The sequence below is a fragment of the Marivita geojedonensis genome, assembly GCF_002115805.1.
Taxonomy (GTDB): domain Bacteria; phylum Pseudomonadota; class Alphaproteobacteria; order Rhodobacterales; family Rhodobacteraceae; genus Marivita; species Marivita geojedonensis.
On record NZ_JFKC01000003.1, the window covers coordinates 257,471 to 275,477 of the forward strand.

18 protein-coding genes are annotated in these 18,007 nt (G+C 61.8%); 9 read left to right on the plus strand and 9 right to left on the minus strand.

Translation table 11 applies throughout. The features are described from left to right. The first annotated feature begins 46 nt into the window (after window positions 1-46). Both MGEO_RS06295 and MGEO_RS06300 read left to right on the plus strand, forming a co-directional pair. Entirely contained in the window at window positions 47-985 is a 939-nt protein-coding gene (locus MGEO_RS06295) for a TRAP transporter small permease subunit (RefSeq protein WP_085635853.1), read from the plus strand. A 14-nt stretch (window positions 986-999) separates the two neighbouring features. After that, a complete protein-coding gene (locus tag MGEO_RS06300) occupies window positions 1,000-3,354 on the plus strand; it encodes a TRAP transporter large permease (RefSeq protein ID WP_085635854.1) in 2,355 nt (784 codons plus the stop codon). A 54-nt stretch (window positions 3,355-3,408) separates the two neighbouring features. On the opposite strand, the gene MGEO_RS06305 is transcribed toward MGEO_RS06300, so the two are convergent. The 5 genes from MGEO_RS06305 to MGEO_RS06325 all read right to left on the minus strand — a co-directional run bounded on the left by MGEO_RS06305 (window position 3,409) and on the right by MGEO_RS06325 (window position 7,959). Then, window positions 3,409-3,795 carry a cupin domain-containing protein gene (locus MGEO_RS06305; RefSeq protein ID WP_085635855.1) on the minus strand — a complete coding sequence of 129 codons (387 nt, stop codon included), beginning with the start codon at window positions 3,793-3,795 and terminating at the stop codon, window positions 3,409-3,411. 73 nt (window positions 3,796-3,868) lie between these two features. Next, on the minus strand, window positions 3,869-4,681 hold the full coding sequence (locus MGEO_RS06310) for an arginyltransferase (RefSeq protein WP_085635856.1): 813 nt from the start codon (window positions 4,679-4,681) through the stop codon (window positions 3,869-3,871). Between the two features lie 77 nt (window positions 4,682-4,758). Next, the gene (locus MGEO_RS06315; protein WP_085635857.1) at window positions 4,759-5,340 is read right to left on the minus strand and encodes a retropepsin-like aspartic protease family protein; all 582 of its coding nucleotides are present in this window, start codon (window positions 5,338-5,340) and stop codon (window positions 4,759-4,761) included. 67 nt (window positions 5,341-5,407) lie between these two features. Beyond that, on the minus strand, window positions 5,408-6,031 hold the full coding sequence (locus MGEO_RS06320; RefSeq protein WP_085635858.1) for a MarC family protein: 624 nt from the start codon (window positions 6,029-6,031) through the stop codon (window positions 5,408-5,410). A 74-nt stretch (window positions 6,032-6,105) separates the two neighbouring features. Next, entirely contained in the window at window positions 6,106-7,959 is a 1,854-nt protein-coding gene (locus tag MGEO_RS06325; protein ID WP_085635931.1) for an ABC-F family ATP-binding cassette domain-containing protein, read from the minus strand. A 176-nt stretch (window positions 7,960-8,135) separates the two neighbouring features. Between MGEO_RS06325 and ndk the strand changes: the two genes are divergently transcribed. After that, the gene (gene ndk / locus MGEO_RS06330) at window positions 8,136-8,558 is read left to right on the plus strand and encodes a nucleoside-diphosphate kinase (protein ID WP_085635859.1); all 423 of its coding nucleotides are present in this window, start codon (window positions 8,136-8,138) and stop codon (window positions 8,556-8,558) included. Between the two features lie 50 nt (window positions 8,559-8,608). Here ndk and MGEO_RS06335 read toward each other — a convergent pair whose 3' ends face one another. Both MGEO_RS06335 and MGEO_RS06340 read right to left on the minus strand, forming a co-directional pair. Continuing rightward, window positions 8,609-8,947, minus strand: a complete 339-nt coding sequence (locus MGEO_RS06335) for a TfoX/Sxy family protein (RefSeq protein ID WP_085635860.1) — start codon at window positions 8,945-8,947, stop codon at window positions 8,609-8,611. Further along, window positions 8,947-10,128, minus strand: coding sequence for a pyridoxal phosphate-dependent aminotransferase (locus MGEO_RS06340; protein ID WP_085635861.1), 1,182 nt, complete (start codon window positions 10,126-10,128; stop codon window positions 8,947-8,949). The genes MGEO_RS06335 and MGEO_RS06340 overlap by 1 nt, the downstream gene beginning before the upstream one ends. Before the next feature lie 245 nt (window positions 10,129-10,373). Between MGEO_RS06340 and cysS the strand changes: the two genes are divergently transcribed. The 3 genes from cysS (at window position 10,374) to MGEO_RS06355 (ending at window position 14,309) form a co-directional block, all read left to right on the plus strand. Next, window positions 10,374-11,729, plus strand: coding sequence for a cysteine--tRNA ligase (gene cysS / locus MGEO_RS06345; RefSeq protein WP_085635862.1), 1,356 nt, complete (start codon window positions 10,374-10,376; stop codon window positions 11,727-11,729). A gap of 187 nt (window positions 11,730-11,916) precedes the next feature. Further along, entirely contained in the window at window positions 11,917-13,536 is a 1,620-nt protein-coding gene (cimA, locus tag MGEO_RS06350) for a citramalate synthase (RefSeq protein ID WP_085635863.1), read from the plus strand. Further along, the gene (locus MGEO_RS06355; protein ID WP_085635864.1) at window positions 13,533-14,309 is read left to right on the plus strand and encodes a squalene/phytoene synthase family protein; all 777 of its coding nucleotides are present in this window, start codon (window positions 13,533-13,535) and stop codon (window positions 14,307-14,309) included. Before cimA ends, MGEO_RS06355 begins: the two co-directional genes overlap by 4 nt. 1 nt (window position 14,310) lies before the next feature. On the opposite strand, the gene MGEO_RS06360 is transcribed toward MGEO_RS06355, so the two are convergent. Next, entirely contained in the window at window positions 14,311-14,553 is a 243-nt protein-coding gene (locus MGEO_RS06360; RefSeq protein WP_085635865.1) for a hypothetical protein, read from the minus strand. A gap of 98 nt (window positions 14,554-14,651) precedes the next feature. Then, window positions 14,652-15,890 carry an MFS transporter gene (locus tag MGEO_RS06365; protein WP_085635866.1) on the minus strand — a complete coding sequence of 413 codons (1,239 nt, stop codon included), beginning with the start codon at window positions 15,888-15,890 and terminating at the stop codon, window positions 14,652-14,654. 89 nt (window positions 15,891-15,979) lie between these two features. On the opposite strand from MGEO_RS06365, the gene MGEO_RS06370 reads away from it, so the two are divergent. Genes MGEO_RS06370 through MGEO_RS06380 form a run of 3 tightly spaced genes read left to right on the plus strand, consistent with a single transcriptional unit; the run spans window position 15,980 to window position 17,996 of the window. Beyond that, window positions 15,980-16,720: a precorrin-6A/cobalt-precorrin-6A reductase gene (locus tag MGEO_RS06370; protein WP_085635867.1), complete on the plus strand. Its 741-nt coding sequence runs from the start codon at window positions 15,980-15,982 to the stop codon at window positions 16,718-16,720. Next, window positions 16,705-17,334, plus strand: a complete 630-nt coding sequence (locus MGEO_RS06375; protein WP_085635868.1) for a DNA-3-methyladenine glycosylase family protein — start codon at window positions 16,705-16,707, stop codon at window positions 17,332-17,334. Before MGEO_RS06370 ends, MGEO_RS06375 begins: the two co-directional genes overlap by 16 nt. Then, a complete protein-coding gene (locus tag MGEO_RS06380; protein ID WP_085635869.1) occupies window positions 17,331-17,996 on the plus strand; it encodes an alpha/beta hydrolase in 666 nt (221 codons plus the stop codon). Before MGEO_RS06375 ends, MGEO_RS06380 begins: the two co-directional genes overlap by 4 nt. Window positions 17,997-18,007: the final 11 nt, after the last annotated feature.

Genomic DNA, 18,007 nt, shown 5'->3' on the forward strand with positions numbered 1-18,007 from the left:
GGACCCGGGGAGAGAGGGTCCGATCTGGGAGTGACGGGGGAACATCATGGAAGAGGTCCGTGCAGTCAGCTTTGGTGAAGCCTTAGCTGCGTTCGGGGGCGGAATTGTCTGGGTGCTGCAGAATATTGCCGCATCCTTCTACAATTTCGGCTACGCAATCACACATCCGGGGCTGTGGCTCGACTGGAGCGACAAACAGGCGATCATGCGGTTTGTCTATTACGGCGGCTCGGTGGAATTCTTCTTTGTTGTTTTCACCACCTTCCTGATCGTCACGGCCATCGGCCTGTGGCGCAACGACTTCATGTGGGCCTGTGTACGCGGTCTAGAAGGGATGGCGAACACGGTCGGCCGGTTCTTTGCATGGGCCGGTCTGCTTATGGTGATCCAGCAGGTCGTCATCGTTTTCATGCAGCGGATCTTTACGCGTCCGGACATCTCGATGGGGTTCGGCATCCCACTCCAGTTCGATATTTCGTGGTGGGCGGAAGAGTTGAAGCTCTACAACGCGCTCGTCGTGACGCTATGTCTGACCTACACGTTCGTGCAGGGCGGACACGTGCGCGTGGACCTGATCTACTCTGCCGTATCGCACCGGACAAAAAAGATCATCGACATGGTTGGCAGCGTCATCTTCATGATGCCCATGGCGGTGCTGATCTGGCTCTACAGCTGGTTCTTCATGTGGCGGCACCTGATCGTGCCGAAGCCATCGGCCTCCGAAGACCTCGACCGCCTGATCAACAAGGCGCGCGCGCTGCGCTGGAACGTCGAGACGATCGGTTTCAGCCCATCGGGGTTCAACGGCTATTTCATGTTCAAGGTGCTTCTGGTGATAATGTGCGGACTGATCTTCCTTCAGGCCGTCGCCTTCCTCTACCGGTCTTACCTTGAACTCAGGGAAGGCGAAGACAGCCAGGACAAGTATCTCGACAGGGATGTGCTTGAAGCTGGCGAAGAACCCTACGACCACGCAGAATTCTAAGGGCGGAGACAGTCATGCTTTTTGGACTTGATGGCGTCGAGATCGGCCTGATCATCGTTTTTCTCACGCTCTTCAGCGCAATTCTTTCGGGTTTCCCGGTGGCGTTCGCCATCGGTGGGGCAGGGGCGATTTCCTTTGGAATCATCGCCGCACTCGACAGTGCGGGCCTGCTGATCCACCAGGCAATCGACACCGCGTCGCCGGCCTATGCCGCGTTGGTCGCTGAAGGAACCAATCCGAACTCGATCTCGATATTCAGGTATCCTGAACTTCCGAGGATCGGTGAACATGTCTTCCCACAGGGCTGGGAGGTCGCGCTTGACCGGAACGTGTCGTTCATTGTGAACCGCATCAACGAACGCGTGCTGGCAGGCCAGTCGATCGAAACTCTGCTTGCCGTTCTGATGTTCGTTCTGATGGGGATCGTGCTTGAGCGTTCGAAGATTGCAAACGATCTTTTGACGACGATGGCAAGGGTCTTCGGTCCGCTGCCGGGCGGTCTCGCGGTGTCCATCGTTGTGGTGGGTGCGTTCCTCGCGGCATCCACCGGGATCGTGGGCGCGACCGTTGTGACGATGGGCCTGTTGGCCTTGCCGACGATGCTTCGGAACAACTATTCGCCGGAACTGGCGACCGGTGTAATCGCGGCATCCGGGACACTCGGACAGATCATCCCGCCCTCGATTGTGATCGTTCTTCTCGGAACGCTCGCCGGCGACATCTATTCCGCCGCACAGGAAAACCGCGCCGTTCTTGCGGGCTGTACCGACGCATTGACCTATCTTGGCGAACCGGCGGTTGTGTCGGTCGGAACCCTGTTCCAGGCCGCTCTGCTTCCGGGTATTCTCCTTGCGGGTCTCTATGCGGCCTATGCCTTTGGGTTCGCGATGCTGAACCCGTCAAAGGCCCCGCCGGTCGAGCTTGGCTCCACCAATGCCGAACCGGTGACACGGGGTGAGGCTCTGACATGGTTCCTCTTTATTCCGGTCGCGCTGATTGCCGGTACGCTCCTGTTGGGACAGGTCAACGTTGTCGGATCGCAGTCCACACAGGTGGACAGCTTCTCGGACATCGGCGAGGCGGCAAGCCTGCGCACCAGCGTCAGCCCGGAGTGTCAGGCGTCCATGATCGAACTGCACGGTCAGGAAGCATGGGACACCGCTGTTGAGGAACAGGAAGCGATCAACGCAGCCGGCGGGCAAGCCCAGAGTGTGCGTCTCAGCGAAGAGGAAATGACCGCAGCCATTGCCGAGAAGGTCGCAAATGCTGCGCCCATCGGAACCGGTATTGCCGTTCTGATTGTCATGTTCGGACTGGCGCTCAGCATTGGACGGGGTGTTTCGCCCAGCGCGGAACCGCGCCCGCTGATCATCGGTGCAGGCGGTTTGGCTCTGATGGTGCTGGTGGATATGCTGTTCATCAAGCCGACGACCTCGGCCAGTGGCACCGTTGCCCTGATGGCAATCCCCGCTGTGCTGACGCTCTATGGGACTGCGGCGGCGGTCAGGCTGATGGCCGGGAACGAACTGATCCGCGTCGTGTTCCCGCCGCTGGTTCTGATTGTCGCCGTGCTGGGGTCCATCCTCGGCGGCATCACCAATCCGACACCCGCTGCGGCACTTGGTGCGGCAGGTGCGATCATGCTTGCGGCCTATCGTAAACTGCGCGAGCAGGATAAGTCGGGCAAGATCATCATCAACTCCACTTTCGCGGTGGCGATCATGATCCTGATCGGTGTCAATTTCGATCTCCGGATCAATCTCGACACCGTTTCGGCGGAAAGCTGGGTTGGCTTCTTCGTAGCATATGCGGCCTATCTCTATGCTTTCTTTGGCCTCTTGTTCAGCTGCTGGGTGCTGTTCCGCTCGGGTGTTCTGACGCCTGCGGTGCGGGAAACGGCAAAGGTAACCAGTATGGTGTTTACCATTCTGATCGCCTCGCAGCTTCTGAACCTCGTGGTGATTTCATTCGGTGGCGAACACTACATTCAGGATTTCCTGAAGAGCTTCGACAACGAATTCAAGGTGTTCCTGATCGTTATGCTGATCATGTTCATCCTTGGCTTCGTTCTCGACTTCCTTGAGATCATCTACATCGTCGTGCCCATCGTCGGTCCGGTTATCTATGGCGGATCCTTCGATCCGGCATGGGTGACCATCATGATCGCGGTGAACCTGCAGACGTCGTTCCTGACACCGCCCTTCGGTTTTGCACTCTTCTACCTGCGCGGCGTCGCACCGAAAGAGGTGACAACCGGACATATCTATCGCGGCGTGATCCCGTTCGTGCTGATCCAGGTTCTTGGTCTTGCGATCCTGTGGTTCTTCCCGGGTATCGTGACGATTGTGCCGGATCTGATGCCGAACTGATCGGCGACAGAAATCCAAAGCGAAAGGCCGCCCCCGAGGGCGGCCTTTTTCGTTTCAGTCTTCGTTCGGATCTGCCTCGGCATCGGCCTTTGACTTGTGCTCCGTCCCGGGCTCATGTTCGGGTGGGGAATAGGTCGTATAGAGCCGCATCATCCCCGAGCCGGTATTCCTGAAGTTGTGATATTGGCCGGAAGGCACGATTGCCACGTCGCCAGCCCACACGGGCATCTCGTCATCGCCGATCTTGGCTGTTCCCGTACCGTCCACGAAATAAAGAAGCTGATCATGGCCTTCATGGGTCTCGCCACCGATCTCACCACCTTCGGGAATCGCCATGAGAACCAATTGCGTCTTGTTCCCTGTCCAGATCACTTCGCGGAACTTGTCGTTGCTCCGCGCCAGTTCCGCCACCGGCAGTACCAATGTGTCATGTTCAGCCATGAATGCTCGCTCCTGTGTCGTTGCGACAGAAGAACGTGCGACTTCGGGATCCGTTCCCGTAGCTGACTGACGGCTACCCGCGAAGATCGGGAAGTGAGATGTTGGCCACCTGCTCGGCAATCGGATCCGTGGACATCGGGTGCGTGTCAGCCGAATAGCTGTCCCTGCTGCGGAACGGCTCCCATCCACCATGGCGGTAAAGTTCCAGCCCCGAGAAGGCGGACTTGTACCCCATTTTCGCGCTGCCGGGCACCCAATAGCCAAGATAGACATAAGGCAATCCGGCCTCTCGCGCGATCTCCACATGATCGAGGATCATGTAGGTGCCAAGGCTCTGCGCCGGAACGTCGGGCGAATAGAAGGAATAGACCATGCTCAACCCGTCATCGAGCACATCGGTCAGACACACCGCCTGCAATTCGCGCGTCACCTCATCGCTGTATTCGATCACACGTGACCGGATCGGCGTTTCCTCGACCATGGCCGCGAAATCGAACACATCCATATCCGCCATTCCGCCATCGGCATGGCGCGCATCCAGATAGGTTCGGAACAGCTCGTACTGGTCTTCTGTGGCCCAGGCGCTTGTCGCCCGCCGCCGCAGATGAGCGTTGCGTTTGATGGTCCGTTTCTGACTGCGGGACGGACGGAACTTTTCCACCGAGATCCGCGCCGAAAGGCAGGCCGCACAGTCCGAACAGGACGGGCGGTAAAGGACGTTCTGCGACCGTCTGAAACCCTGTTTCGACAGGCTGTTGTTCAACTTGTCCGCCGCTTCACCCTGAAGGGCGGTGAACAGCTTGCGCTCCATCCGGCCCGGAAGATACGGGCAGGGCTGAGGCGCAGTCACATAGAACTGCGGCGCAAGTGGCAGCGAGTGGCGCATAGGGTTCTCTTTGTCGTACGGGCTGACCGTAGCCCAAGGCTTTGGTTCCGCCAACCCCCCAGAAACGGCGGGGTCGCTCAGCGTTCGAGGATCAGGCGGCCGTTGTTGATTTCCAGCCGGGCAAACCGGTTGAGGTATTCCATCCCAAGCAGAGATTTGCTCATTTCGCCTTCATTGACAAAGGCGCGCACATCGCTGTCGTGAAACGGTCCTAGCGCCACATCCTCAAGCCGGACCGGCGCGGTCCGCACAGGACCGTTCGCCGTCATGGCCTCGGAATAAAAGATCATGTCCTCGTCTGTCAGACCGATCCGTTCGGCGTCCTGCTGCGTCAGGACCATCCCTGTCGCCCCTGTATCGACGACGAACCGAACCGGTGCGTCGTTGATTTCAAGAGTGAGGTAGTAATGCCCATCCGGCCCACGCGGCACCTCGATCCGACCAGCCTCCGCCATGACAAGCTGCTGTGGCTGGACCGTCTGACGGATATCGCCCCAAAGACCGACCGCCGCGATCACACCGAGAAAGATCAGGCCCCAGATCGCGCCCTGCTGCAGGGTACGGTTCAGGCTCTGCCGGTTTTGCACGAAGAACCAAAAACCGATGACGGCGCCAAGCAGCACCAGATAGGCCAGATTGCCATACTCCATCGCGGTCATTGTCACACCCCAGCTTGCCCTTCAGGAAATGTAGGTCAGCGGGGCGCGGTTTTGTAGGGCAGGCTGCTTATGCCCCCATCATGAGCCCAAATCCGCGGATGCCGTCCAGAACGAACTGAACCGAAAGCGCGGCCAGAAGCATCCCCAGAAGCCTTGTCACAACGACGATCCCGGTCTTGCCCAGCGCGCGTTCGATGAAGGTCGCACTCAGGAACAGCACAAACACGATGGCCAGAACGCCCACCATCACGCCCAGAACCGACATCATCCCAACCGTACCGTCGGCCTGACCGACCAGCAGGATGATCGATGCGATTGCCCCGGGTCCGGCAATCAGCGGGATTGCAATTGGAAACACCGAGGGATCGGGCACGTCGTCCATCTCGGCCTGATCTTCGCGTCGTTTTGTACGCCGTTCGAAAAGCATGTCGAGGGCCGTCAGAAACAGCAGGATACCACCGGCGATGCGGAAGGCCGGCATGGAGATGCCGATAAACCCAAGAACCTGCTCGCCCAGAAAGGCAAACAGAAACAGAAGCCCTGCCGCAATCACTGTTGCCCGCACGGCAATCGCCCGACGGTGCTGCGCCGTCATTCCGGGTGTCAGGGCAATGAAGATCGGCGTCAGTCCGATCGGGTCGATGACCACGAACATGGTGACGAAGGCGGATATGAGAAAGGCGCTGTCCATGATCCCCGCTCAATCACGTTCGTGCCCGTGGCGCAAGCGCTGTACGCTAAGAACACGTTTCGCCAGCGCGCCTCTCAGGCGCTTTCCGCCGCCTCGAGTTTCTCCAGCGCCTTTTCCCAAAGCGCTTCAGCGCGGCTCAAGCCCTCCATCACCTCGGCATATTTCCGGTTCCAGGTCTCCAACTCGCCTTTGCGGGCGTCCTCATACAGCGCCGGGTCGGCGAGTTTCTTCGCCAGCGTCTCGCGCATCTCCTCGATCTTCTCGACCCGCGCTTCGCATTTGCGCACCTCGGCGCGCAGCGCAAGCATGGTGTCCCGGTCGGGCCGGGCAGGGCGCGCAGGCTTGGGCTTCTCGGGCTTCACCGGCTTGTCAGCAGCCAGCAGCATGGCGCGATAGGCATCGAGGTCGTCCTCATAGGGCGCCACAGTGCCGTCTTTCACCAGCCAAAGCCGGTCGGCCACCATCGACATCAGATGCATGTCATGGCTCACAAGGATCACCGCCCCCGAATAGGCGGTCAGCGCCTCAACCAGCGCTTCGCGGCTCTCGATATCAAGGTGGTTGGTCGGTTCGTCGAGGATCAGCAGATGTGGCGCGTCCAAAGTTGCCAAAAGCAGCGACAGCCGTGCCTTCTGCCCACCCGACAGCTTGCCCACGACGGTTTCCGCCTGCGCCGCCATCAGCCCGAACCCGGCCAACCGCGCGCGGTGCCGTGTCGGCATCTCATCGGGGCGCGCCCGACGCAGGTGGTCAAGCGGTGTCTCGTCCACGTGCAACTCGTCCACCTGGTGCTGGGCAAAGAACCCGATCCGCAGCTTCGACGACCGCGTGATCCGACCCGCCATCAGCGGCAGACGGTCGGACAGCAGCTTGGCCAGAGTGGACTTCCCCTGGCCGTTCTTGCCCAGAAGCGCGATCCGGTCATCCTGATCGATCCGCAGGTCCAGCTTGCGCAGCACCTCGGTGTCGCCATAGCCGGTGACCCCGTTCTCCACGCGAATGATCGGCGGCGACAGTTCATCGGGCTGCGGAAAGGTGAAGACGCGCTTGGCGATGTCTTCCGGCGCCGCCACCATGTCCATCCGCTCGATCATCTTCAGCCGCGACTGCGCCTGCTTGGCCTTGCTCGCCTTGGCGCGGAACCGGTCGACAAAGCTCTGCAGATGCGCCACGCGCGTCTGCTGCTTCTTGGCCACCGCCGCCGCCTGCGCCCGCCGTTCGGCGCGCTGCCGCGCGAATTGGTCATAGGGTCCCTGATAATAGGTCAGTCGCCGATCTTCGAGATGCAGGATCGACCCCACCGCCCGGTTCAGCAATCCGCGGTCGTGGCTGATGACGATCACCGTATAGGGATATTTCGCCAGATAACTTTCCAGCCACAGCGCGCCTTCAAGGTCCAGATAGTTGGTCGGTTCATCGAGCAGCAGCAGATCGGGCTGGGCAAAAAGCACCCCCGCCAAAGCCACCCGCATGCGCCAACCGCCCGAAAAGGCCGAGCATGGCATCCGCTGCTCGTCATCATCAAAGCCCAGCCCCTTGAGGATCGCTGCCGCCCGCGCTTCCGCCGACCACGCATCGATATCCGCCAGCCGCGTCTGTACCTCGGCGATGCGTGCCCCGTCCGTGGCTGTCGCCGCCTCGGCCATGAGGGCAGCGCGCTCGGTATCTGCGGCCAGAACCGTATCGATCAGAGAGACCGACGACCCCGGCACCTCCTGGCTCACCCCGCCGATCCGCGCCCCGCGCGGCACGGAAAGACTGCCGCCTTCCAGCACCAGTTCCCCGCGGATCAGCCGGAACAGCGTTGTTTTTCCTGCCCCGTTCGGCCCGACAAGACCCACCTTGTGGCCATCGGGAATAACGGCACTCGCGCCCTCGAAAAGAGGGCGCCCTTCAACGGAATAGGTGATGTCTTCGATCTTCAGCATGGCACGCCCATAGCAACGCCGGTGATGACAAACCAGCACCCTTCGCTTCTTTGGGCCAAAAATACCTCGGGGGTTCGGCGGCAGAGCCCCCGTACGCCACGGCAGGGGCTTTCCAACGCCAAACCCTCATGCTAACGGGCGCACCAATCCTTAAACCCAACCACGGAGCGACCATCATGGCCCTCGAACGTACATTCTCGATCATCAAGCCCGACGCCACCCGCCGCAACCTGACCGGCAAGATCAACGCCAAGTTCGAAGAAGCGGGCCTGCGCATCGTTGCGCAGAAGCGCATCCACCTGACCAAGGCGCAGGCTGGCAAGTTCTACGCCGTACACGCCGAGCGTCCATTCTACGACGAACTGTGCGAATTCATGGCCTCCGAGCCGGTTGTCGTGCAGGTTCTCGAAGGCGAAGGCGCAATTGCCAAGAACCGCGAAGTCATGGGCGCAACCAACCCGGCAGACGCCGCTCCCGGCACCATCCGCGCCGAGTTCGCCGAATCCGTTGGTGAAAACTCCGTGCATGGCTCCGACGCTCCGGAAACCGCAGCAGAAGAAATCGCATTTTTCTTCTCGGGTCTCGAACTGGTCGGCTAAGCCACCCGTCGCAGACGTCTGACATGATGTAAGCCGGGCATTTGCCCGGCTTATTTTTTGGCTACGACGCCAATCTCGTCCAGAAACCGCTCGATCCCGGAAGGTACACCATCCGAGCTTTCGGCAGCTTCAGTCTCGATGGCATCAAAACGCATCCGCAGGGCTTTCTTCTCATCACCCTTGCAATCGTTCCACGGTCGCCCCTGCAAGCCCATCACCAGAACGTAATAGCCGATGAAATGCGGCCGCATCCCAGACAGCAGCAGGCGCCGATAGGCCGCATCCGCGCCCATTTCGCGCAACTCCTCTGCCGATGTGATCCCCGCCTTGGCGCAGGCGGCATCCATCGCCGGTCCCAGATTGCGGATCGACGAGACCGGCTCTGCCATCACGCGGCCTGGGCCAGCCCGGCTGCAAACGCGCACAGGGTGCGCAGCGCCGCCTCGAACCGGCTGTCCTCCAGCGTCTTGGCCACCCGCACATGGCCCGCTGCCGACTGACCGAAACTTTCGCCCGGCATAACCGCGATGTGATGCGCGTCGAGCAGGGCAAAGGCGAATTCCTCACCGCTCATCCCTGTCGCGCGCACATCCAGCATCACGTACATCGCGCCCTGTGCGGGGATCATCCGCACCGCCTGCTGCCCGGCAAGAACCCGCTCGGCAATGGCACGCCGCCGCAGGAAAGGAGCAGCGACCTGCGCCTCCAATTCGGCCCCGGCCCGAAGGCCGAACAGGGCCGCGTCCTGAATGTAACCCGGCACGCCGTAGGTGGTGTTGGTCGCCAGATCGACGAGACAGGTGATGACCTCTTCCGGCCCGACGATCCAGCCGATCCGGCTGCCTGTCATCGCATGGCTTTTGGACATCGATCCGATCACCAGCGTTCGCTCGGCCATGCCGGGCAGGGCGCGAGGGCTCAGATGGGCGCCCTCCCAGACCTGTGTGTCGTACACCTCGTCCGAGATCAGCCACATGTCCCGCTCCGTCACCACGTCGGCGATGCCCTCAAGCGTGTCGCGCGGATAGACCGCACCGGTCGGGTTGTTGGGGGTGTTGATCAGCAGCGAAACAGCCCCGTCGCTTGCCGCCTCCAAAACATCGCGTTGGGGCAGGAAGCCTTGCGACGACCGTGTCGGCACGGCCCGAGGCACCGCGCCCGCGGACCGCACAACACCGGGATAGGTCGCGTAATAGGGGTCGATATAGAGCGCCACATCTCCCGGTCCGCAAACCGCCATATGCGCGGCAAAGAGCCCGGCCTGACCACCCGGTGTGATCAGCACGTTCTCACGCCGGGTCGGTACACCTGACTGCGCCTCGACACGTGCCGCGACTTCGTCCCGTAAGGCGCTGATTCCCGGCACAATTGCGTAACCCGTGTGTCCACCCACAGCACTTTCGTACATCGCCTTGAGGATCGACGGATCTGTGCGGATGTCATGCTCCCCGATGGTCAACTCGGTCACCGGTGTGCCCGCGTCAATCATCGCGCGGGCGCGGTAGAACACGTCCCAGCCATCGGATCCGTCGCCGTTGAGCGTGGTGATGCGGTGTGACAAGGCTGGCATGATGGTCTCCGGATACTGGTCTCCGACTCCTGCCAGAGCCGGTGCCCGAAAGTCCAGATCGAACCGGCACCTGGCGCAAAACCCTTGACCGGAAAAGCGGATCGCGTCTAACTGCGCGCCATGACCCGTATCGCAACGATTATTTGCTGCATTATCCGCTAATCCACCTGGCGGGCCGGTCTTCTATTCCCATCTTGAAGTGAAGTTGCTACTCCCGCCGCGAACCCGGCCCGCGAGGAGCATCCATGACCATCTGGTTGACCAACACCGCCACCCGCAAGAAAGAGGAATTCACGCCTCTCGATCCGACAAACGTGCGGATGTATGTCTGCGGGCCCACCGTCTATGACCGCGCCCATATCGGCAACGCGCGTCCGGTGATCGTGTTCGACGTACTCTTCCGCCTGCTGCGCCATGTCTATGGCGCGGATCATGTGACTTACGTGCGGAATTTCACCGACGTCGACGACAAGATCAACGCGCGCGCGGCCGAGTCCGGCCGCTCCATCGGCGACATCACTGCCGAGACAACCGCGTGGTATCTGGAAGACATGGCTGCCATCGGCGCACTGGAGCCGACACATATGCCACGCGCCACCACCTATATCGCCGAGATGGTGGCGATGATCGAAGACCTGATCTCGCGTGGCCATGCCTATGAGGCCGAAGGGCACGTTCTCTTCGCCGTCGACTCGTGGAAAGAAGGCTACGGCAAGCTGTCGGGCCGCTCGGTCGATGACATGATCGCCGGTGCGCGGGTCGAAGTCGCGCCTTACAAGCGTAACCCGATGGATTTCGTCATGTGGAAGCCGTCCTCTGACGATCTGCCGGGATGGGACAGCCCATGGGGCCGGGGCCGACCCGGCTGGCATATCGAATGCTCTGCCATGGCCTATGATCTGCTTGGGGATCAGTTCGACATCCACGGCGGCGGCAACGACCTGATGTTCCCGCACCACGAGAACGAGATCGCGCAGTCGAAATGCGCAGGCCACGGCTTTGCGCGCTACTGGCTGCACAACGAGATGCTGCAGGTTGAGGGCAAGAAGATGTCCAAGTCACTGGGCAATTTCTTCACCGTGCGGGATTTGCTCGATCAGGGCGTGCCGGGCGAGGTGATCCGGTTCGTGTTCCTGTCGACGCATTACCGCAAGCCGATGGATTGGACCGAGAAAAAGCGCGAAGAGTCCGAAGCGACGCTGCGCAAGTGGCGGGCGATGACAGATGGCGTGGCGGCGGGAGAGGCATCTCCCGAGATCATCGATGCGCTCTCGGATGATCTCAACACCGCCGGCGCGATTTCGATCCTGCACAAGTTGGCTGGGGACGGTGATGCAGCCGGGCTGTTGGCCGGAGCGCGGATGATTGGCCTGCTGACAGACGATCTTGGGGGATGGGACAGTGTAAGTGTCGATCTGTCCACTTTCGCGGATCGCCTCGCTTCTCTGCGCGAGACCGCAATGCAGACCAAGGATTTCTCGGCTGTTGACGCGATGAAAACCGCGCTGACCGAGGCCGGTGTCGAAGTGCGCATGTCCAAGGCTGGTGTCGAATTGGTCCCGGGAACGGGTTTCGACGCGGCAAAGCTGGAGGCTGTGTAATGGTGCTCCGCTCGAAGCACTGTGCCCGGCGGCACGCCGGGCCGCGCCCGACCCTCCCCCCGGGAGGGCGCATTGGGGACCCGCTCGCTCCGAACCAACGATATGCGCGTGACGCCGCCTCTTACCGCTCGAACACAAAAAGCGCCCACCCAGGGTCGGGCGCGGCCCTCTGCACAAAGGCCAAGCTATGACCAAAACCCGCCTGACCCTCTACGACACCACGCTCCGCGACGGCCAGCAGACGCAGGGCGTGCAGTTCTCGACCCCCGAAAAACACCGCATTGTCGAGGCGCTCGACGCGCTTGGCATCGACTACATCGAAGGTGGCTGGCCGGGGGCGAACCCCACCGACAGCGCGTTCTTCGACGAGGTCGGCCACACCCGCGCCACCGTCACCGCCTTCGGAATGACCAAACGCGCGGGCCGCTCGGCCGAAAATGACGACGTCCTTGCGGCCGTGATGAACGCCGGGACCAAGTCGGTCTGCCTTGTCGGCAAAACACATGATTTCCACGTCACTGCCGCGCTTGGGATCACGCTAGAGGAAAACGTCGAACACATCCGGGCCTCGGTCGCCCATATCGTGTCGCAGAAACGCGAGGCGCTGTTTGACGCCGAACATTTCTTCGACGGCTACAAGGCCAATCCCGACTACGCACTGACCTGCCTGCACGCCGCATACGAGGCGGGCGCGCGCTGGATCGTGCTCTGTGACACTAATGGCGGCGCGCTGCCCAGCGAAGTGGGCAGGATCACCGAAGCCGTCATCGCCTCTGGCATCCCCGGCACCCATGTGGGTATCCACACCCACAACGATACGGAAATGGCGGTCGCCACCACTCTGGCCGCCGTCGACGCAGGCGCGCGGCAGATCCAGGGCACGCTGAACGGGTTGGGCGAACGCTGCGGCAACGCGAACCTCACATCGCTGATCCCGACGCTGCTGCTCAAGGAACCTTACGCCAGCACCTATGAGACCGGTGTCACGCTGGAGGCGCTCGAAGGCATGACCCGGATCAGCCGGATGCTGGACGAAATCCTCAACCGCGTGCCGCTCAAGCAATCGGCCTATGTCGGGTCATCCGCCTTTGCGCACAAGGCCGGTCTGCACGCCAGCGCCATCCTGAAGAACCCGACGACCTACGAGCATATCGACCCCGCACTGGTGGGCAACCGCCGGGTGATCCCGATGTCCAATCAGGCTGGACAGTCGAACCTGCGCCGCCGTTTGGCCGAGGCCGGGATCGAGGTGCCGGACAAGGACCCGGCGCTTGCCCGCATCCTCGACCGGATCAAGGCGCGCGAGGCGGAAGGCTATTCCTACGACACCGCGCAGGCGAGTTTCGAGCTTCTGGCGCGTGATGAATTGGGAATGCTGCCCGAGTTCTTCGAGGTCAAACGCTACCGCGTGACGGTGGAGCGGCGGAAGAACAAGTACAACAAGATGATCTCTCATTCCGAAGCGGTGGTTGTCGTGAAGGTGGGCGACGAGAAGAAGCTGTCGGTCAGTGAGTCCATGGACGAGCTTGGCAATGACCGCGGCCCTGTGAACGCGCTGTCGAAGGCGCTCGCCAAAGACCTTGGCCCGTATCAGCACATGATCGACGATCTGCGTCTTGTAGACTTCAAGGTCCGTATCACCCAGGGCGGGACCGAGGCCGTGACCCGTGTCATCATCGACAGCGAAGACGGTCAGGGGCGGCGTTGGTCTACTGTCGGTGTCAGCGCCAACATCATCGACGCGTCGTTCGAAGCGCTTTTGGATGCGGTGCGCTGGAAACTGGTGCGGGACGCAGCCCCGGCATGAGCTTTGACGCCGACCTGATCGCCTGCGCGAAGCTCGTCGAAAAGGGTGATCCCGACCGGTTCGCCTCAACAATGGCCGCGCCGGTCGAGGCGCGTAAGGTGTTGTTTCCCATATATGCATTCAATGTCGAAGTCTCACGCGCGCCTTGGGTGACGAAAGAGGCGATCATCGCCGAAATGCGCCTGCAATGGTGGACTGATGCGCTGGAGGAAATCGCCAGCGGTGGGCTGGTGCGGCGGCATGAGGTGGTGACCTCGTTGGCACATGTTTTGGATGCTCCCGCCGCGCGGGAGCTTCAAAAGGTGGTCGAGGCGCGGTTCTGGGATGTTTATCGCGATCCGTTTGAAGATCAGGCAGCATTTTCAAAATATATCGAAGATACGTCCGCGTCGCTGCTGCGTGCAGCATCCCAAGCCCTGAGTGGCACCATGCCCGACATGCTGTCCGACCTTGGCTATGCCAGCGGCCTCGCGCAATTCCTCCGGGCTGTGCCGGAACTGGAACGGCAGGGTCGCAGGCCGCTGGTGGATGGGCGTCCCGATGCGGTGCGCGATCTGGCTGCTGAAGGATTTGACCGTTTGGTAAAATCCCGCCAGCGCCGCGCCGATCTGCCCAAGGCGGCGCAGCCGCTTACCCTTGCCGCGTGGCAGGCGGGGCCAGTCCTGAAACAGGCAAAGGCTGATCCGCGCCGGGTGGCGAACGGAACGCTTGGCATGTCTGACGCGTACAGGACGCTGCGCCTGATGTGGCAGGCCGGAACCGGGCGCTGGTGACTTAGAACGCCAGCGCCACGCTGCATCCCAAACCCGTCGACAGAATATCCGCCGGGTCCGCGACCTCGTCGACCATTTCCTTGAGAACCCCGACCCCGATGGCGGCAAGACAGCCCGCCGTCGGGTTTCCGGTTTCCTGTGTCACGATATGTGACACCGCCGCACCGGCGGCGAAATGCGCGGCCTTGTCGTAATGCTGGCACCCGGCCAGCAGGGGGAGAGAGAGCAAGAGGAGTCGGAGCATGGCAAACACCGTTCTGGTGGAATTTGCCTGCAACCCTGCGTGAAACCTGTGAACGCGTGCTTACCCGGCGATAGGAAAACTGCGTTGCATTTTACCGATCAGGCCGTGGTCTCTTTCGACTGGAACATCAGCCAGATCAGCGCGCCACCGGCCAGCATCAGGAACGGCGCCATCGCCATGTTCACGGCGCTCCACCCTTCAACCGGGGTGCCGCCGGAACAGTTCAGTAACCCGCCCGACGCCAGTGAGGCCATCGTCACGCCGCCGAACAGGAGCACATCGTTCATGCCCTGCACACGGCCGCGCTCGTGCGGCTCATGCGCGGCGGTCAGCATCGCGGTTGCGCCGATGAAGCCGAAGTTCCAGCCAAAGCCAAGCAGGATCAGGGCGATATAGAAATTCTCGATCGCCACACCCTGCAGCGCCACAGCGCCGGCGGCCGCGAGGATCAACAATCCTGTGGCGACGATCTTTTCCACCCCGAACCGAACGATCAGATGCCCGGTGAAAAAGGACGGAATGAACATCGCCAGAACATGCGCGGACACGATGTCGGCCGCGTTGTTGGCGGTGTAGCCACATCCGACCACGGCCAGCGGTGTCGAGGTCATGACGAGGTTCATCAGCGCATAGGTGACCATGCCGCAGATGATCGCCACTGCGATGCGCGGCGTCTTTATCAGCTCCAACCGGGTGCGACCCTTGGGGTCGTCCGCGTTGGGTGCCTTGGGCTTTGGAATGTCGAGGAACAGGAACAGCGTCGAACCGAACAGGTTCAGGGTGATCACCGCAAAATAGGTGCCTAGGAACGGCACAACGTACCAATCCGCCGTTGCCTTGACCAATTGCGGCCCAAGGATCGCGGCGACAAGGCCACCTGCCATGACATAGGAAATGGCTTTGGGGCGAAAATCATCCGTGGCGGTGTCGGCGGCAGCGAAGCGGTAAAACCCCTGTGCTGACATATAGATACCGGTCAGGAAACTGCCCAAGAGGAAGACCGGAAAAGACGCGATATAGAGACCATAGGCCCCGATGGCACCGCCCAGTGCGCCACCCATTGCGCCCACGGCAAACCCGGCACGACGCCCGAATTTCTGCATGAAGGCCGAGATGGGTGTTGCGGTGGTCATCGACCCCAGAACGATCAGCGAGATCGGGAGCGTGGCAAAGCAGATGTTTGATGCCAGCGACTGACCTGCCAGACCACCCACGGTAAACAGCATTGGCATCTGCGCACCCAGAATGGCCTGGGCGAGGACCAGAACAAACACGTTGCGCTTGGCACGGCGGTTTTCTGTGGTGTTGTCGGGGGTGGCATGGTCAATTGTGCTCATGCGAGAAGCCGTATGTCCAAATTCAAGTTCCTGCAAGTGTGCGCAACGCTGCGTGGCGCTTTGCCCCGAGGTTTTGTAAACGGGGCGGGATGAAGGATTTTGACGGCTCCAATTCCGCTGGCCGCGGCCAGGTGGTGATACTCGGCGGTTCCGCCGAAGCGCGGCATCTGGCGGAACGGCTTGGCGCGACAGCACAGCTCTGGTTGCCGGACAGTGACCGGATCACCGGGCAGGGGGCATCAGCCTCGGCCGCGCTGGTCGCGCAGGTGCAGTCAGCGGACGCCTTGGTTCTTGCACCTCATCCCTGTGACGTGGACAGCCTGCGCCTTGGCGCGCGGCTCGGTGCGCAGGCCGGGGTTCCGGTGTTGCGCCTCGCGCGTCCGGCGTGGCGACCGACCGCACGGGATCATTGGGTCGTTCTGCCCAGCGCACGGGACGCGGCGGCGCATATCCCGAAAGGGGCGCGGGTCTTGGTGACGCTGGGGCGACCAGCCTTGCACGAATTGCGGGCGTTGCGGCACGCGGTTCTTTATGTCCGGCAACTGAACAAACACCACGACCCGTTTCCGCTGCGCTACGGGCGTTATCTGCACGGCACCGCCCCGTTCACCGTTGCGCGAGAAATCGCGCTGATGCGCAGGTTTCGGATCGACGCGGTGCTGACCCGCAATGCAGGAGGGCCGGGCGGCTGGCCCAAGATCGCGGCGGCGCGGGCGCTGGGTCTTCCGGTCTACATGGTCGGCCGCCCGCGCATCGCAACCGGCCCGGAGGTGAACTCGGTCGAGGCCGCGATGGATTGGCTGGAGACAAAGCTGTGGTTGGACGCCTGATCGAAACCGACGCCTGCGTGGCCGAAGGTGCCGCGTGGCTGGCGAAGGCAGAGCCACGCTTTGCCGACGCGCTTGAACAGACCGGACCGCTGCCGCTGCGGCGCAGGCCGGACGGGTTTGCGCAGCTTCTCAGTGCGATTGTCAGCCAGCAGGTCAGCGTGGCCTCGGCCCGTGCGATCTGGGCCAAGTTGGAGGACGCGGGGGCGGTCACACCCGACGCGGTGCTGCGCCATGATCAGGACGGCTTGCGAGAGTTGGGGCTCAGTCGACAGAAAGCGCGCTATGCCTGTGCGCTGGCCGAGGCGGGGATCGACTATGACGCTTTGCGTCATGCCCCCAATGACGAGGTCATCAAGACCCTGACCAATGTCACGGGGATCGGCGTCTGGACCGCTGAAATCTACGCGATGTTCTCGCTTGGCCGGGCGGATGTGTTCGCGCCCGGCGACCTTGCCTTGCAGGAAGGTGCGCGGATTTTGTTCGATCTGCCCGAACGCCCCAAGGAAAAGCCGCTGCGCCAGATGGCCGAAGCGTGGAGCCCGTGGAGATCGGTTGCGGCGCGGGCGCTCTGGGCCTACTACCATGTGGCAAAAGACCGAGAGGGGATCGCATGACACGGGTGTTGAACGCAGGCCGCAAGGAACCGCTATCCGGGGAAACCCGATCTGCCGTGGTGTTCCTGCATGGCTACGGGGCCAACGGGGCCGACCTTTTGGGGTTGGCGGATCCGCTGGGCGAACACCTGCCAGACACGCTGTTTGTCGCGCCTGACGCGCCCGAAGCCTGTGCCGGCGCGCCGTTCGGGTTCCAGTGGTTCCCGATCCCGTGGATTGACGGCTCCTCTGAGGAGGAATCGATGGCGGGCATGGCCCGCGCGGTCGATGACCTGAACGCGTTTCTTGACGCGTTGATGGTGGATGAGGATCTGCTGCCCGAGCAGGTGGTGCTGTTCGGCTTCAGCCAGGGCACGATGATGGGGCTGCATGTCGCTCCGCGCCGCGAAGACGCCATTGCCGGGATGGTGGCGTTCTCGGGCCGTCTGCTGGCGCCGGAGCTGCTTGCCGACGAGGTGGAAAGCCGCTTCCCGATCCTTCTGGTGCATGGCGATCAGGACGACGTGGTGCCGCCGCAATCTCTGCCGGAAGCAGCCGAGGCTCTGCAGAAAGCGGGCTGGGATGAGGTTTATGCCCATATCATGAAGGGCACGGCACATGGCATCGCGCCGGACGGTCTGTCGGTGGCGCTGGCCTTCATGCGGGACAAATGCAACCTCTGACGCTCTGATCG

What these genes read in the sequence shown, in the direction of transcription:
- MGEO_RS06295 (WP_085635853.1), top strand. Translation starts at nt 47, where the DNA reads ATGGAAGAGGTCCGTGCAGTCAGCTTTGGTGAAGCCTTAGCTGCGTTC.
- MGEO_RS06300 (WP_085635854.1), top strand. Translation starts at nt 1,000, where the DNA reads ATGCTTTTTGGACTTGATGGCGTCGAGATCGGCCTGATCATCGTTTTT.
- MGEO_RS06305 (WP_085635855.1), bottom strand. Translation starts at nt 3,795, where the DNA reads ATGGCTGAACATGACACATTGGTACTGCCGGTGGCGGAACTGGCGCGG.
- MGEO_RS06310 (WP_085635856.1), bottom strand. Translation starts at nt 4,681, where the DNA reads ATGCGCCACTCGCTGCCACTTGCGCCGCAGTTCTATGTGACTGCGCCT.
- MGEO_RS06315 (WP_085635857.1), bottom strand. Translation starts at nt 5,340, where the DNA reads ATGACCGCGATGGAGTATGGCAATCTGGCCTATCTGGTGCTGCTTGGC.
- MGEO_RS06320 (WP_085635858.1), bottom strand. Translation starts at nt 6,031, where the DNA reads ATGGACAGCGCCTTTCTCATATCCGCCTTCGTCACCATGTTCGTGGTC.
- MGEO_RS06325 (WP_085635931.1), bottom strand. Translation starts at nt 7,959, where the DNA reads ATGCTGAAGATCGAAGACATCACCTATTCCGTTGAAGGGCGCCCTCTT.
- ndk (WP_085635859.1), top strand. Translation starts at nt 8,136, where the DNA reads ATGGCCCTCGAACGTACATTCTCGATCATCAAGCCCGACGCCACCCGC.
- MGEO_RS06335 (WP_085635860.1), bottom strand. Translation starts at nt 8,947, where the DNA reads ATGGCAGAGCCGGTCTCGTCGATCCGCAATCTGGGACCGGCGATGGAT.
- MGEO_RS06340 (WP_085635861.1), bottom strand. Translation starts at nt 10,128, where the DNA reads ATGCCAGCCTTGTCACACCGCATCACCACGCTCAACGGCGACGGATCC.
- cysS (WP_085635862.1), top strand. Translation starts at nt 10,374, where the DNA reads ATGACCATCTGGTTGACCAACACCGCCACCCGCAAGAAAGAGGAATTC.
- cimA (WP_085635863.1), top strand. Translation starts at nt 11,917, where the DNA reads ATGACCAAAACCCGCCTGACCCTCTACGACACCACGCTCCGCGACGGC.
- MGEO_RS06355 (WP_085635864.1), top strand. Translation starts at nt 13,533, where the DNA reads ATGAGCTTTGACGCCGACCTGATCGCCTGCGCGAAGCTCGTCGAAAAG.
- MGEO_RS06360 (WP_085635865.1), bottom strand. Translation starts at nt 14,553, where the DNA reads ATGCTCCGACTCCTCTTGCTCTCTCTCCCCCTGCTGGCCGGGTGCCAG.
- MGEO_RS06365 (WP_085635866.1), bottom strand. Translation starts at nt 15,890, where the DNA reads ATGAGCACAATTGACCATGCCACCCCCGACAACACCACAGAAAACCGC.
- MGEO_RS06370 (WP_085635867.1), top strand. Translation starts at nt 15,980, where the DNA reads ATGAAGGATTTTGACGGCTCCAATTCCGCTGGCCGCGGCCAGGTGGTG.
- MGEO_RS06380 (WP_085635869.1), top strand. Translation starts at nt 17,331, where the DNA reads ATGACACGGGTGTTGAACGCAGGCCGCAAGGAACCGCTATCCGGGGAA.